The organism is Sphingobacterium ginsenosidimutans (assembly GCF_039536865.1).
GTDB classification, from domain to species: domain Bacteria; phylum Bacteroidota; class Bacteroidia; order Sphingobacteriales; family Sphingobacteriaceae; genus Sphingobacterium; species Sphingobacterium detergens.
In genome coordinates this window covers 176053-191607 of record NZ_BAAAZK010000005.1, presented here as the reverse complement: position 1 = coordinate 191607, position 15555 = coordinate 176053, and the positions used below count along the sequence as shown (strand labels likewise).

At 38.9% G+C, this 15555-nt stretch carries 14 protein-coding genes; 3 read left to right on the top strand and 11 right to left on the bottom strand.

Going from position 1 to position 15555, the window contains the following annotated elements:
* Window positions 1-62 precede the first annotated feature (62 nt).
* Complete coding sequence (locus tag ABFX33_RS09750) at window positions 63-1220, top strand: hypothetical protein (protein ID WP_346085799.1); 1158 nt, start codon at window positions 63-65, stop codon at window positions 1218-1220.
* 219 nt (window positions 1221-1439) lie between these two features.
* Here ABFX33_RS09750 and mutS read toward each other — a convergent pair whose 3' ends face one another.
* A complete protein-coding gene (mutS, locus tag ABFX33_RS09745) occupies window positions 1440-4046 on the bottom strand; it encodes a DNA mismatch repair protein MutS (RefSeq protein WP_346085797.1) in 2607 nt (868 codons plus the stop codon).
* Between the two features lie 144 nt (window positions 4047-4190).
* On the opposite strand from mutS, the gene ABFX33_RS09740 reads away from it, so the two are divergent.
* Window positions 4191-5717: a TlpA family protein disulfide reductase gene (locus ABFX33_RS09740; RefSeq protein ID WP_346085795.1), complete on the top strand. Its 1527-nt coding sequence runs from the start codon at window positions 4191-4193 to the stop codon at window positions 5715-5717.
* 52 nt (window positions 5718-5769) lie between these two features.
* Window positions 5770-6534, top strand: a complete 765-nt coding sequence (mtgA, locus tag ABFX33_RS09735; protein ID WP_346085793.1) for a monofunctional biosynthetic peptidoglycan transglycosylase — start codon at window positions 5770-5772, stop codon at window positions 6532-6534.
* Window positions 6535-6703: 169 nt separating this feature from the next.
* On the opposite strand, the gene ABFX33_RS09730 is transcribed toward mtgA, so the two are convergent.
* The 10 genes from ABFX33_RS09730 to ABFX33_RS09685 form a co-directional block, all read right to left on the bottom strand.
* Window positions 6704-7159 carry an ABC transporter ATPase gene (locus ABFX33_RS09730; RefSeq protein ID WP_257094063.1) on the bottom strand — a complete coding sequence of 152 codons (456 nt, stop codon included), beginning with the start codon at window positions 7157-7159 and terminating at the stop codon, window positions 6704-6706.
* Window positions 7160-7184: 25 nt separating this feature from the next.
* Window positions 7185-7730, bottom strand: coding sequence for a DUF420 domain-containing protein (locus tag ABFX33_RS09725; protein WP_120261494.1), 546 nt, complete (start codon window positions 7728-7730; stop codon window positions 7185-7187).
* 8 nt (window positions 7731-7738) lie between these two features.
* Window positions 7739-8467 (bottom strand): SCO family protein, encoded by a 729-nt coding sequence (locus ABFX33_RS09720; RefSeq protein ID WP_346085790.1) that lies wholly within the window; start codon window positions 8465-8467, stop codon window positions 7739-7741.
* Between the two features lie 12 nt (window positions 8468-8479).
* Window positions 8480-8857, bottom strand: a complete 378-nt coding sequence (locus ABFX33_RS09715) for a cytochrome C oxidase subunit IV family protein (protein WP_120261492.1) — start codon at window positions 8855-8857, stop codon at window positions 8480-8482.
* A gap of 27 nt (window positions 8858-8884) precedes the next feature.
* Entirely contained in the window at window positions 8885-9619 is a 735-nt protein-coding gene (locus tag ABFX33_RS09710) for a cytochrome c oxidase subunit 3 (protein WP_120261491.1), read from the bottom strand.
* A gap of 9 nt (window positions 9620-9628) precedes the next feature.
* Window positions 9629-10210, bottom strand: coding sequence for a cytochrome c oxidase subunit 3 (locus ABFX33_RS09705; protein WP_120261490.1), 582 nt, complete (start codon window positions 10208-10210; stop codon window positions 9629-9631).
* Window positions 10210-11115, bottom strand: coding sequence for a heme o synthase (gene cyoE, locus ABFX33_RS09700; protein ID WP_120261489.1), 906 nt, complete (start codon window positions 11113-11115; stop codon window positions 10210-10212). Before cyoE ends, ABFX33_RS09705 begins: the two co-directional genes overlap by 1 nt.
* A gap of 73 nt (window positions 11116-11188) precedes the next feature.
* Entirely contained in the window at window positions 11189-12232 is a 1044-nt protein-coding gene (locus ABFX33_RS09695) for a COX15/CtaA family protein (protein WP_346085788.1), read from the bottom strand.
* A gap of 80 nt (window positions 12233-12312) precedes the next feature.
* Window positions 12313-14184 carry a cytochrome c oxidase subunit I gene (locus ABFX33_RS09690; RefSeq protein ID WP_346085786.1) on the bottom strand — a complete coding sequence of 624 codons (1872 nt, stop codon included), beginning with the start codon at window positions 14182-14184 and terminating at the stop codon, window positions 12313-12315.
* Between the two features lie 28 nt (window positions 14185-14212).
* Complete coding sequence (locus ABFX33_RS09685) at window positions 14213-15550, bottom strand: cytochrome c oxidase subunit II (RefSeq protein ID WP_346085784.1); 1338 nt, start codon at window positions 15548-15550, stop codon at window positions 14213-14215.
* Window positions 15551-15555: the final 5 nt, after the last annotated feature.

Sequence of the window (15555 nt, the reverse complement as noted above, 5' to 3'; positions counted from 1 at the left end):
CAAAATAACGGCGGCATCATACAATTAATTTGTTAATTTAGTCTCTGATAAATCCATAAGCCATGATGATCCGTCAGTTCATTTTTGCAGTATTCCTATTAATCTGTTTCCCTGCGACACAAAAGGTACGGGCACAAGAAACATGTGAAAAACACACCGCAGAAATCCTCCCCTTCCTAACAAATTCGCTGAACAGTAACGAATTCGACAAAATCGAACCATTATTAAATACACTACAAGCCAGTTGTGGTGTAACAGAATTTGGCCAACGTTTGCGGATTCTTCTGCTTATTATCGAAAAAAAGAATAGTTCCGCTGAAATTGAACGTTATATCAACAATCAATTGGATAAGAGATTTGTTCAACGCTTAGATGCAGCCGACCAGGATGACTTTATGGCTCAGTATGAACAAAATAAAGAAAAATACAATTTCTATCCCTTGCGACATCCCTTGGATAATTTAATCAAGATCAGAGCCAAGGCACTTTTATCATCAGACAATTATACCCTCAATAATGATGAAATAGATATTCTTCACCTATTTGCTGACACGGACACTCCGGAAAATGGGCAAGCAGATCAAAATTATTCCCAAAATGTGGAAAGACCTGTTAGCCCTCCTAAAACCTATGGGAACAGAAATAAATCCAAATTAGGTTATGTCCCTTTGGTCGGTGTAATGAGCCCCTTAGGTGGTTCAAATAAGATCTTTGGCAGTAATGTCACCTTCGGGTTTATGTTCATGAGTTCATTGGAACGTAAATTTATCTTCGAGGGCGGTTTCAAAGTACGGATCAATGCAAATGATAGAAATATCGACTATAATTATGAAGGATCCAATGTTACAGTCAATTCTTCCGCAACGGGATTTATAGGTGGTGCTGTTGGATACAAAATTTTTGATAATGAAAAATGTATTCTGATTCCCAAGGGGATAATAGGAATAGATATTACAGATACTGGTATTACCGAAAGTATTTATTCAGACGGATATTATGACCCAGACGGTTACTATTATGAAGGAGGCTACAACGATCGCATGGTAACCATTAACAATGTACACTTGGGATTAGGTTTTGCTTCTCTTTTTCAGATGAAGAATAAGAAATATATCGGTATTGAACTTGGTTATCACTATGCACCTTATGACGCGAGCAGCAAGGTCCTGACACCGATACAATCAAATTATGGAAGTGTAGAAGTCTTTTTCAGATTTTAGTCTAAAATAAAATGATCGTACTGTCACGAGACCCACAACAATGAAAATTTACTGAGAGTTCTTTCTGGTCAATAAACCGGACATAGCGAGTTCATTGATACCTTAATGAAAAATACGAATCAATAAAAAAAAGACAATTCGAAAAAAATACCATTCATTTAGCGACAACAATGGTTCTTGCTAAATGAATGGTATTTACTCAAGCGGCTATATCACTCCTTAATTTTTTAACAAACGCTGGATTTCATCCAGTTTCATCAATGCTTCCACAGGAGTCAGTGAGTTAACATCCAGGTTATTCAACATATCGCGGATTTTATTTAAAACAGGATCATCAATAGAGAACATCTGCAATTGGTAAGCCTGTTTCTGAATCTTACGCATACTATCTTTGATCTGCTCCCCACCAGTACGCTCCTGTTCCAATCGTTTTAAAATCTGATTGGCACGGTTCAACAACTTTGGCGGCATCCCCGCCAGCTTGGCAACATGGATACCAAAACTATGTTCAGATCCCCCTGGTACCAGTTTACGCAAAAAGATCACTTTATTATTGACCTCCTTTACGGTTACATTATAATTTTTGATACGGTCAAGCGAAGTTGACAGCTCATTCAATTCATGGTAGTGTGTCGCAAAGAGAGTTTTCGCTTTAGCAGCAGGATGATTATGCAAATATTCTGCTATTGCCCAAGCGATTGAAATTCCATCATAAGTACTTGTTCCACGTCCAATTTCGTCCAAAAGGATCAAACTCCGATCAGAAAGATTGTTCATGATACTGGCCGTTTCATTCATCTCCACCATAAATGTAGATTCACCGGAAGAAAGGTTATCTGAGGCCCCTACACGGGTGAATATCTTATCCACTAAGCCTATTTTAGCTTCCTTGGCTGGCACAAAACAACCGATCTGCGCCATCAATACGATCAAACCAGTCTGGCGGAGCAAAGCCGATTTACCGGCCATATTGGGACCAGTAATAATAATAATCTGCTGCGCTTTCGGATCAAGATAAGTATCGTTGGTAATATAGTCCTCCCCTATGGGTAGATTTTTTTCGATTACAGGATGACGTCCGCCCTTGATATCCAAAATCTTACTATCGCTAATTACCGGTTTAACGTAGTAGTTTTTCTCGGCGACGATAGCAAAGTTGAGTAAAACATCCAACTTAGCGATAAGTTGAGCATTTAGCTGAATAGGTTTGATATATTCTGCAATCGCAACCAATAGCTCGGCATACAATCTATTTTCCAATGCCTGAATCTTTTCCTCCGCTCCAAGAATCTGCTCCTCATATTCTTTGAGTTCCTCTGTGATATATCGTTCGGCATTCACCAAAGTCTGCTTACGTATCCACGTTGTTGGAACTTTGTCTTTATGCGTATTGGTTACTTCAAGATAATAACCAAAGACATTGTTGAATGCGATTTTTAAAGATGGGATACCCGTCAGTTCAGCTTCCCTTTTTTGAATTTCCAGCAAATAGTCCTTACCACCAAAAGAAATCTTACGGAGGCGATCCAATTCAGCATCAACTCCCGCAGCGATTACATTACCTTTATTGATTGCAACTGGAGGTTCAGCCTGTATTTGTTGTTCTATTCGTTCACGAATCGCCACGCAGGCGTCCAATTGATCAGAAATTAGGGCCAAAGACTGGGCGTCTTTACGGTCAGTCAATTCCTTCAGTTTTTCAATGGCATACAAGGCGCGTTTCAATTGGACGATCTCTCTAGGATTGGCCTTTTGGAGTCCAATTTTTGATATCAACCGTTCCAGGTCACCAACTTGCTTGATCTGGCCGATCAGGTCGTCACGCAGTTCAGGGTTGTTAAAAAAGAAATCCACGACATCCAAACGTTCCTGAATACCCTTTTTATCTTTCAATGGCATGACAATCCAGCGCTTGAGTAGCCGTGCGCCCATTGGACTGGCTGTATGATCGAGGACATCTGATAGCGTAACAGCATTTTCATTCATGGAACCGATCAGTTCCAGGTTACGGATCGTAAATCGATCGAGCCACATAAACCGGTCCTCTTCGATCCGTGAAAGCGTAGAGATATGTTGTAGATTGCGATGCTCCGTCTCATTGAGGTAATGTAGCGCAACCCCAGCAGCAACGATGCCAGCCGGCATCCGGTCCACACCAAAGCCTTTCAGCGAAGCGACTTCAAAGTGCTTTAGCAACGCTTCGGCAGCATAATCTCCGGTATAAGGCCACTCATCCAAAAAATAAGTGTAATAATGTGCCCCGAATTGCTCGATAAAATCCTTGCTCTGTTTCTTCGGCAAAATAATTTCAGTAGGTTTGAAGCCTTGAAGTAATTTATCAATATAAGATGTACTTCCCTGAGCAACCAGAAATTCACCCGTCGAAATATCCAAAAAAGCAATTCCGATCTTATCCTTATCCGTAAAAATAGAAGCGAGATAGTTATTCGATTTCTGTTGAACAATATTATCATTGTAAGAGACACCCGGAGTAACCAATTCGGTGACACCACGTTTAACGATTGTCTTGGTCGTTTTGGGATCCTCCAGCTGATCACAGATTGCTACCCGTTGACCTGCACGCACCAATTTAGGGAGATAAGTCTCCAGAGAATGATGCGGAAACCCCGCTAAAGCTGTTTCTGATTCCGAACCATTCCCTCGCTTGGTCAAAACGATACCCAAAATCTGAGCCGCCTTGATCGCATCCTCACCAAATGTCTCGTAAAAATCGCCAACACGGAACAACAATAACGCTCCAGGATACTTGATCTTGATCGCATTATACTGCTGCATTAACGGAGTTACTTTCTTTTCTTTTGCCAACTTCTAAAATCAAATTTGTGAAGCGTAAAAATAGGATAATATCGTCGCTTTGACAAATTACTATATCGAACAAATTTTAACATTAATTAAGAGGACTCGATTTTTTTAAATTAATATATTTGACTTACATATAAACCACTTGTTATGAAAGTCTATATTATTGCTTTATTGCTTCCACTATGGCTGCCATGTATGCTTTATGCACAAAAGAATCTCGAGCCACTTTCTCTAACGGATAAATCCTATGACCAATTGAATAAGAAGCAACCGGCGAAAGTGACCGGTAAAATCTTAAATGCAAGTCAGGAAGATCTATCCAAAATCCAAATCCAGTACAGTATCGTCAATTTAATAGGACCTCATCAAAGCAAAGCAACGATACCAGTCAACGCTGATGGCACATTCGAATTTAGACAAACGCATAACCTTCCCTATCAGCAGGTTTGGTTTAGCTTGGGTGACTACGTTTATACTTGTCTTTATCTTCACGAGGATTTAGAACTCATCTTTGATTTAGAGAAGCTGAAGAAGAAAAATGTTTACATGATCGGTGATGGTATTTCCTTCGCTGGAAAAGATGCAGAAGTCAATCGACAGATGAATGAGTATATTTTATTCGATAAGAAAAATAATCCCGATTTTTATAAACCCCTACAAAAGCTTGAAGCAAAGGACCCGCGCTTTCAGCAAAAATTAGACTCATTATTTACAATTCAAAGAAATACAAATACCGCCTTTTATAAAGCGTATAATACAACCTGTAAGCCGTTAATTGATGCAGCGACCAATGCAGAGTATACGTACAAGCTGTTGAGTTATTATTTAAGCAATAGAATCAGAAAAGATACTATTGAGGAAATACTAGTACCGATCTATTCTGTGTCGAATGAAACCGGCAACTATCTTCACATATTAAATACCTATACCAGAGCTTTACTCTATTCTGACAACAAAAGTCGTGGCGATTTTGCTAAAGTATCCGAATATATTGTCAAAACTTTTCCAGAAAACTATGCAGATATCCTCAACCTAAGATTCCAAGATGGAGATATTCAAACGCAAAATGCTATCTATAGTATCATCCTACCAAAATTAAAGAGTACATGGGCCAGGGAAAACCTCCGTATTGAAATCGGAAATTTAACTGCTAAACAGGCAAAACTGAAAGATATATTAGACTCCAGTCCTACCGAATTAAAGCAGACCTCTTTTGGCTCATTAATTAAAGAGCTCCCTTTCGATGCATCATTACTATTGAACAATACGAAAACAGGTGCCGAGCTTCTTCAAACCATCAAAGCAAAATATCCAAACAAACTAGTTTTATTAGATATATGGGCGACATGGTGTGGGCCCTGTCTTGATCAGATGCCCTATGGCAAAAAGCTACATCACCAAGCAAAAGAGGCAAAACTTCCTGTAGAATTTATTTATCTATGTACCGACGCTTCCTCTGATCAACAGAAATGGGTCAACAAAGTAGCAGAACTAGAACAGCCGGGTACACATCTGTTTGTCGGAAATACTGTGATTAGTGAACTATTCACTTTATTTAATCGTTCCGGATTTCCAACATATGTTGTTATAAAACCAAATGGCGAAATAGATACAAAAGCTATATCCTGGATGAGTGCTGTGACTTTAGAAAAATTAAAAGAAATGATGAATTAACGCATGGAAGTATAAACTTTTGATGTTATGTTTGCACAAATATTGTAGTGATATGGCCATCAAAAGATCTGGTAAGCAAAATACAGCCAGTAAACAAAAAAATACCTTTAAGAAAGTTTCCTTCAACCCGTTGAAGTCTATCAAATCACCTATTCTCCGCATCATAAGTAGAGTTGTTCTTTATTTTATCGGTATTAGTCTTTTTTGGGTGATTAGCTTACGCTTCATTAATCCGCCTATTACCTGGTTAATGATTCAACGTGGTTTTGAACTTAAGGAACAGGGAAAAGGGTTTAAACTGGAAAAAAACTGGTTGAGTTACGACGAACTTTCGGACAATTTAAAACTAGCGGCCATTGCGGGTGAAGATGCCCATTTTATGACGCATTGGGGTTTTGACCTCAAAGGCATTCAAAATGCCATTAAGAAAAATGCACAGGGTAAAAAACTGCGCGGCGGAAGTACAATCAGCCAACAGGTCGCTAAGAACGTCTTTCTATGGCCAGGACGCTCCTGGTTAAGAAAAGGTTTCGAGACTTACTTTACCGTTTTAATTGAAACATTTTGGAGTAAAAAACGTATTCTTGAAGTCTATCTCAATGTCATTGAAATGGGACAGGGAGTTTATGGAGCAGATGCAGCTGCAGCATATTACTTTAGCAAAACAGGAAGCAATCTTTCCAAAAAACAGGCCGCACTGATTATTGCGATCTTGCCAAATCCCCGCGAATGGGATGCCCGTAATCCTTCTGCCTATGTAAACAGAAGAGCAAATGCAATCGCAAAATATATGCATCATTATACCATTCCGGAATAGTAAAACCCGTATTGGATCCTAGCGTTAAATATGGAGATTTCAGTGATTTGGCGCAGCAGAAGATAGAATGTAGATCACTTCCTTTATCAAACAGTTTATTGCTATCTCCTAACAACATAAAAAAAACGCCATTGATGAAATGGCGTTTTTTTTATGTTGTTATTTTCTGCTATGCAAATAATCTTTTGTGCCAGCTCTCCTTAAAAGGAATCACCCAGGCATTATCCAATTGGTGCTCATAAGTAATTGTATTATCAAACACAAGCGTATTATCATTTATCTCACCTGTCGCCAATAACCTTTCAAAACCCGAACGGTTGACTACCGCCACGCCGCTCGCCGATTTATAGGCAAATTGCATGCGATCGAAGAGTTGTACCCTGAACTTTTCTTCTATACCTTTCAGAAAACGAACAGAGCTGTCTACAGAGCAACCCGAAGCAGCGGCAATATCCTCGTCAACCTTTAGGATAATAAAAAGATGATCACGGAGCTCAGCAGAAGCAGACAAAGGCTTTCCATGAACTTTCCACTGCTCAGCAAAAGTGGCTAGCTCCACCGAAATTTGCTTTCCTTCTTCAACCGAAAGTATACGGTCAGCCTGATAAATCCAAATACGTTTCATGAGTACACTCCTTTCCTTTGTTAAATTAACCGATATAATAAGGTGAAATCATCAAATAAACAATGACACCTGTCACGGCGACATAAAGCCACATGGGATAAGTAATCCGTGCCAACTTTTTGTGTCGCGCATAAGATCCCGAAATACCTCTTACAAAAGTAAAAAGAACAAACGGTATGATTATAATAGACAAGAGAATATGTGTGATCAATATAAAGAAATAGATTGGTCTCAAAATTCCCTCACCCCCATATTTTGTTTCAATAGACGTCATGTGATAAGCCACGTACATCGCCAAAAAAGCCAAGGAACAGGCGATACAACATTTGATCAAACGTTCATGCAGCGCTTTGTTACCTTTCTTTATTGCAGCTACTGCCCAAAACAACAAAATTGCAGTAACACCATTGATGGTCGCATAAATGGGTGGCAAAAACGTCAATGGCTTCACATCATAACCTAATTTTTGTAGATTGACAGTAAATAATACAGCCACGACAACTGGTATCACAACAGAAAGCACCCAAATCCACTTACTGTATTTTTTTTCTTTGATAAGACTCTCTTCCATGTTTCTAACTATCTCTTTTGTTCTATCGTAGCGGGATGATTTCGGATCTCCTCCACCAACAATAATTTAATTTCATCTTCCAATCGATCAATATCCGTCTTGACATTGATATCATAGATACCTCTGATCCGTCCCTTTGTGTCAAGCAAAAGATAGTTGGATCCGATGATAAAAGGTTTTGCTTTGTCGTTACTTACGATTGCATCCTGCAATAAACTCTCTTTGGCAAATTTAAAGATATCAACAGCAGGATCTGTCACAAAAAACCAAGATTTAGTCCAGGGTTTGTAAACTTTAGCATATTTCGCAAGTACTTCTGGTGTATCGTATGCGGTATCCACTGTAATGGAATACAGCTTTACCTTTTTGTTATGAATAAAACGATTGGCAATCTGATCCAATCTTTTAATCATCGTTCTCGACAGCGATGCGTCCCGCGAATACATCAGGTGAACCACTGAAAGTGTCGTATCATTATCCAATAAATGTACAGGCTTACGATCGTAATTAACAAAATTGACCGAAGGCACAGTATGATAAATCGTATCAGGGATATCCCGTCCCCATTTACGGTGCGTTGTTCCAGGAACTTCCTTCTTCCCAAAAATAGGTAGGGAAACGTAATTATTGGAACCACTTTTATTTAGTATAAAATATAAAAATCCTGGCAATAAAAGAATTACTGCCAGGATCAATATAGTTTTAATACCTTTCTTTTGTCCAGTATTATTATCCATTATTCACTTTATCTATTTATTTGGAAACAATTGATGCTCTTGAAAAGCACCAGCCAAGAAACCTCCCTCAACTAACATCAGGACGATAAAATAAATAATAAAAATAAAGACTATTGCTACGGTAACGATGAAACTCGATTTTTCGAATTTCAAGTGCATAAAGAATGCAACGATATAATATGCTTTAACCAAAGTTAAAACGATATAAATGGTATTTACCAACGCACCTTTGGCTAAAATTTGCCAGTGGTGAACAAAACCTAATGCAATTAAGAACTCTAGACAAGTAAGCGCCAAAAGTACGCCAAATACTCTCCAGATGGCCTTCTTATCCATCCCACCTTCGTGAGCATGCTCTCCGTGAGCGATATTATCTTGATATTGTGACATAGCGATCTAAAATTATTAATTCAGTGATTAGATTAAGTAGAAGAATGTAAATACGAATACCCACACCAAATCCACAAAGTGCCAATATAAACCTACTTTTTCAATCATTAAGTAAGAACCACGATTTTCGAATGTATTATTTAACGTCATGAAAAGAATGATGATGTTTAAAATAATACCAACTGTAACGTGGAAACCGTGGAAACCTGTAATCGTAAAGAACAAGTTTGCAAATTGCAACGCCGAAGTATAGGAAATATCGTGTGTAAAGTAAGGTAATAAGGCCGTCTTAATTGCATCACCTTCTAAACCAGTCGCCGGGTTTTTACCAAACCAGAATCCCATGTGGTGTAAGTGAGTCCACTCGATAGCCTGACAGCCTACGAAACAGATACCACCCAAAATCGTCCAAAGCATCCATTTAACGACTTCATTCTTTTGATTACGGTGACCAGCTTCAACAGCCAAAACCATTGTTACCGACGACATAATCAAAATAAACGTCATCAAACCAACGAATACCAAAGGTTGACCATGGTCAGCAATACCCGGGATAGATTGGAAAATCTTATCAGGATCAGGCCATGTTGGGTGAGAAAAGCGTTGCGCGCCGTAATAAACCAAAAATGCAGAAAATGTGAAGGCATCCCCTACCAAGAAAAACCACATCATGATTTTTCCATACTCTAAGTTCCAAGGTGATTTTCCACCATTCCATGGACCAGTTTTTACCTTATCCAATTGCGATACTGTTGTACTCATTGTTTACTATTATTGATTCAAAAGTAAGAAAACATATATATAAATCCATAAAAGATCGAGAAAATGCCAAAAAATACTGGCAAGATCCATGCGGAAAAGATTGCCGTCCTTAGGAAGTTTGTTAACCCCTATAATCGCGCCAATCAAAACGATCAAACCCGCAATAATATGTGCCAAGTGCATCCAAATAAAAACGTAAATAAACGATTGAGATGCATTGTTATTCACAAAATAAACACCTCTTTCGATTAATACGTTCCAAGCATGTACCTGTAACGCAAAAAACACGATGCCCAAAACAAAAGTGACTATCAAAAATGCCTTTTGTTTGGAAGAATCACCATTTTTAGCTGCCTTATGTGCTAAAAACATCGTAAGACTACTTACTGCAATCACAATCGTACTATACAATAGTGCATTTGGTAATAAAGTCTTGATCCCTTTGTCCACGCCACTCGCTGTGTATACAATGAAACCACTGGATAACGCAGCAAACATCATGAACATGCCCAACATACCCAACCAAAGGTTGAATTTCTGAGCTTTTCTCTGTACTAACTTCTCGTCAGTCTGTGCTTGTATATCTAACATTATTTCAAAGGAATAAAGTTAAGCAATAATACGAGTTGTGTAACAGGCAAATAAATGAACGATGTAAACATAACTTTCTTTGCTGAAGGAATATCACAATTCTTAAACAGCAAATAGCCATAATAACCAAACATCAATCCACCAATGACCGACACTATCGTAAACCAAATTCCACCAAAGCCAAAATAATAAGGTATAAATCCAGCAGGAATCATTAACAATCCGGTAATGAATACCATAAAGGCCGATATCTTATCACGTTTTGTAGTTGGTAACAACCTAAAACCAGCCAATTTATAGTCATCATCCACAACCCAAGCGATTGCCCAGAAATGCGGAAATTGCCATAAAAACTGAATCGCGAACAAAACAAAGGGAATAATAATAATTGCGGCTTCGTTGTGTCCACTGTAATAGGCCAGATCATCCTGTGAAAAGGCAGCATAATAACCAATTAATGGTGGAAATGCGCCCGGGAATGCACCTACAAACACGGCTATCGGTGATTTTCTTTTTAAAGGTGTATAGATGAATGCATAAAGTAGAATACAAAAAACCGACAGTAGGCCAGCGACAAAATTTAAGCGGACCAATACCAAGGTACCCAAGATGCCCATAAAGACACTCATTACCAAAGCTTGACCTGTTGTCATCCGACCAGAAGGTAGCGGTCTATCCTCTGTACGTTTCATCAACTTATCTAGATCTTTTTCGATGATTTCATTAAAACCATTGGCAGAGCCTGTTACCAGAAAACCACCCACAGTCAACAACAACCAATTGACCCAGAAAATTTCACCCTGTTGTTTTGATCCTATCAGAAAAGCAATTGAGGCAGAGAATACCACCGTCAACGTAAGTCTTAACTTAACTAGCTTTTTAAAATCTGAAATAAATTCTTTCATAATTAAAAGAGACCTCCTACTACCAGTGTATTCAAACACATAGTTTTTAACATAAACATCTCGAATTTCAAAATTAATGCCTTTGCTTATTTAACAGCAACAACAGATAAAATTGGGCACCAAATAAAAGTGTCCCAACAACCAGATGTGTTGTCTGCGCAAATGCAGGTATTGCAAATCGAGCTAAGATAATTCCTGATAGCATTTGGATACCCACGAGGATCAATGCGATTAAAGCAAATTTAAACTGCTTAGATCCCGTATTGAAACTTGTGCGGACCAAAAAGAATAATACAATAACTAAAATCAAAGAACAATATGCCAACCATCGATGTATTTCAAATTGTTGGCCAATAGCTGTTATAAAATCGGCGCGGGCAATATTGGAGCCAGTCAATAGATCAACTTCCTCCCGAACCCCCGTTCCGACGATCACCTGCGTTAACATCAACAAAATGGAGATCAACGCAAGACCTTTTAATACGCTTAAAGAACGATTAACCAATATGGTCTTGTCACGTAGTGTAACCGCTTTAAAGTATGTATATATACTGATACAAACAATTACAAGCGCCAAGAGCATATGTACGGTAATTATCCAGGGCATCAAATTGGTTGATACCACGATCGAACCCAACCAGGCCTGAATGACCACAACAAAAAGATTAACCACTGACCAAACAACGATCGAACTTTTTGATTTTATATACGTGAAGGAATAAATTGCAGTAAACAATAAACAGAATCCAGAAATAACGCCTACCAAGCGATTGATATACTCCGTCCAGGTCTTCGCAACATTAAATTCCTCATGCTGCAAAATACTTTTGTCGGTACGAAGCTTGTAAGCCATTTCCTTATCGCCAAAAAATTCGACAATCTTGGCGAAACGTTCATTCTTCTTTGCTCTCCCTTCAATATAATGTTGTTCGTATCCTTGTGGTAATTGGGAAATATCTGTGGGTGGAATAATACGGTTAAAACATTTAGGCCAATCTGGACATCCCATGCCTGAACCTGTACTCCGCACAACACCCCCAGCAATAATGACCATAAACAGTACGATAATCGTAATAAAATTGGTCTTTATAAATCGCTTTTCAGCAGCTGGAAACATAATACTACCCCTACCTCTTAAAATACAAACTTGTATAAAATAGAGTAGGTACAAGCCCTACTCTATTCTACTAAATCTTATTAGTCTTTTCTACCATTTTGAGCATTCCATTCTGCTTGGATACGCTCAGCTTCCTCATCTCCTTCAAAATCATGAGGCAAATTCGAGCTCATCGTTTCAGAGAAAGGAACATCTTGAGGAATGAAATCCTCAGCATGACCTGGCTTACTGTAATCGTAAGGCCAACGGTGCACTGTTGGAATTTCTCCTGGCCAGTTACCATGAATATGTTCTACCGGAGTAGTCCATTCCAAGGTATTCGATTGCCAAGGGTTTTGTGGTGCTTTCTTACCGAAGAAGATCGAGTAAAAGAAGTTCCATAAAAATGCAACCTGTCCCAAAGCAGCTACGATAGCAGCCCAAGTAACCAATTGATTCACAGAAACCCATTTTGCCATGAAAGCAAACTCAGTAAATGCATAATAACGACGTGGCACACCATCAATACCCATAAAGTGCATTGGGAAGAATACCATGTAAGCACCGACAAAAGTCAACCAAAAGTGTAAATAACCTAATTTCGTGTTCATCATACGACCAAACATTTTAGGATACCAGTGGTAAACACCACAAAGCATACCAAAGATGGACGCCGATCCCATTACCAAGTGGAAGTGGGCTACAACGAAATACGTATCGTGCAAGTTGATGTCCAATGCCGCGTTACCCAAGAACAATCCTGTCAAACCACCGGAGATAAAGAAAGATACCAAACCGATAGCAAACATCATTGCAGGCGTAAAACGGATATTACCTTTCCATAACGTTGCTAGGTAATTAAATGCCTTAACAGCAGATGGAACAGCAATAATCAAGGTTGTGATCATAAACACACCACCTAAGAACGGATTCATCCCCGTCACAAACATATGGTGACCCCATACGATAAATGACAACACTGTAATACCAATCAAAGAGTAAACCATGGCGTGGTAACCGAAAATTGGCTTACGTGAGTTTGTAGCAATAACCTCAGAAGTCAAACCTAATGCAGGCATAACTACGATATATACCTCAGGGTGACCCAGGAACCAGAATAAGTGCTGGAACAAAATTGGAGAACCACCTTCGTTAGGTAGAATCTGTCCTTGTACAACCAAGTCAGACAAATAGAATGACGTGCCCGCGGCACGGTCAAAAATCAAAAGAACCACTGCAGATACCAATACTGGGAACGACAACATACCCACGATCGCAGTTAAGAAAAACGCCCAAATTGTCAAAGGCATTTTCCATAGGTCCATACCTTTTGTACGCATATTCAAAATCGTACTTACGTAGTTGATACCACCGATCAACTGAGAAGCAACGAAAAGAACCATACTGACCAACCATAAAGTCATACCCGTTGCAGATCCGGAGATTGCAGTCGGTACAGCCGATAATGGTGGATAGATTGTCCAACCAGCAGAAGCAGGTCCGCTCTCTACAAAGAAAGAAGCAACCATGATAACTGATGCAATGAAGAACAACCAGTAGGATAACATATTCATAAAAGGTGACGCCATATCGCGCGCACCGATTTGATATGGAATTAATAAGTTACTGAATGTACCCGATAGACCCGCAGTCAACACGAAGAATACCATGACAGTACCGTGGATGGTCACCAACGAAAGGAAAAAATCCGGCTTAATACGGCCACCCTCAGCCCATTTGCCCAAGAATACTTCTAATATAGGGAATTCTTTATCCGGCCATGCTAATTGGATACGGAATAATACTGATAAAAGCATCGCAAAAACTGCCATGATGATACCAGTGATCAAGAATTGCTTGGCAATCATCTTGTGGTCACCAGAAAAGATATACTTTCTGATGAATGATTCCTCGTGATGATGTCCGTGCGAATCGTGATGTTCAGCGCTATGCGATATTACTGTACTTGACATATTCGATTTTATATTCAAAAATTCTTAATTAGTTCAAAGATGCTGTAACTTGTACGCTATCCTTTTTTACGTTAGCCGTTTTACCACTGAATTCTTTTTGTAGGTCTTCAGTAAAATATTTGTTTTGTTTAGCTAACCACTCTTTATATTGTGCCTCAGTTACAACAACCACTTTCTTTTGCATATTGTAGTGACCCATACCACAGATCTTGTTACATAACATCACAAAATCATAGTTGTAGTCTCCCAAACGATCACGCATTTCTTCTGTTGTTACAGTAGGTGTGAATTGGAAATAGTTGGTCATTCCCGGTACCGCATTGATTTGAACACGGAAATCAGGAATAAAGAAAGAGTGAATAATATCTTTTGAAATGATATGGAAACGAACTGACTTATTTACAGGCAATACAATATCTGACGCTTGAATATCATCCCACGAATTTTTATCGTTGAAATCAATACCGTAAGAGTTTGTAGGTGTCGTCATTTTGTAATTACGTTTACCGATAATACCATCCGTACCAGGGTAACGTACTTGCCATTGAAACTGCTCTCCCAATACTTCAACCTGCAATGCAGATTTTTGAAGATCCTCAGGAATATTTGTAATTGATCTCCATGTAAAGAAACCAAACAATACCAATACCGTCAAAACTACTGCAGGAACGATTGTCCATAGTTTCTCGATAGCATTGTTATGTGGATAATAATACGCTTGACGTTTTGCACGCATACGGTACAAAAATGTAAAAGTCATCAACAAAATATGTGTAATAACCAATACAAATGTTGTAATTGCTGTTGTAATGATAAACATGGTATCAATACGTTCACCATGTTCAGTTACCGCAGACCGCCAATATGCAGCCCCCCAGTGTACGTATGACCAGTAAACACCGTAAAGAAATACAACCAAGAAGATAAAGAACAATACCGATTGGAATGTGTTATTCGCAAATGGATTGTATCTACCGTTCATTTTACGTGTCAATTCGTAGATCGAAAGTACCTTGCCAATAACAGCAACGATTGTACAAATAACCAAGAACAATAACACATAGTATGTGAAGTTTTTATAAACCTGAGGGTCTATTTGCTTCACTTCTTCAACAGCAGGAGCAGCTGCGCTAGCTTCTGTAGTAGAGCTAGCAGATGCAACAGCAGCAGTACCTGCTGCCGCTGTTGTATCTTTTGCAACCGAATCCGTTGCTGCAGGGGCAGCTACCGCTGTAGTTGCCACTTTAGCAGAATCAGATGCTACTGTATCTTGTTGACTTGCAAGAATAGGATTTGCAAAAAGCAGCCCTAGTGCAAGCACAAAACCCGAGATGGATTTGAATCTATTATTTAATTTAAAGCTCATTTCTT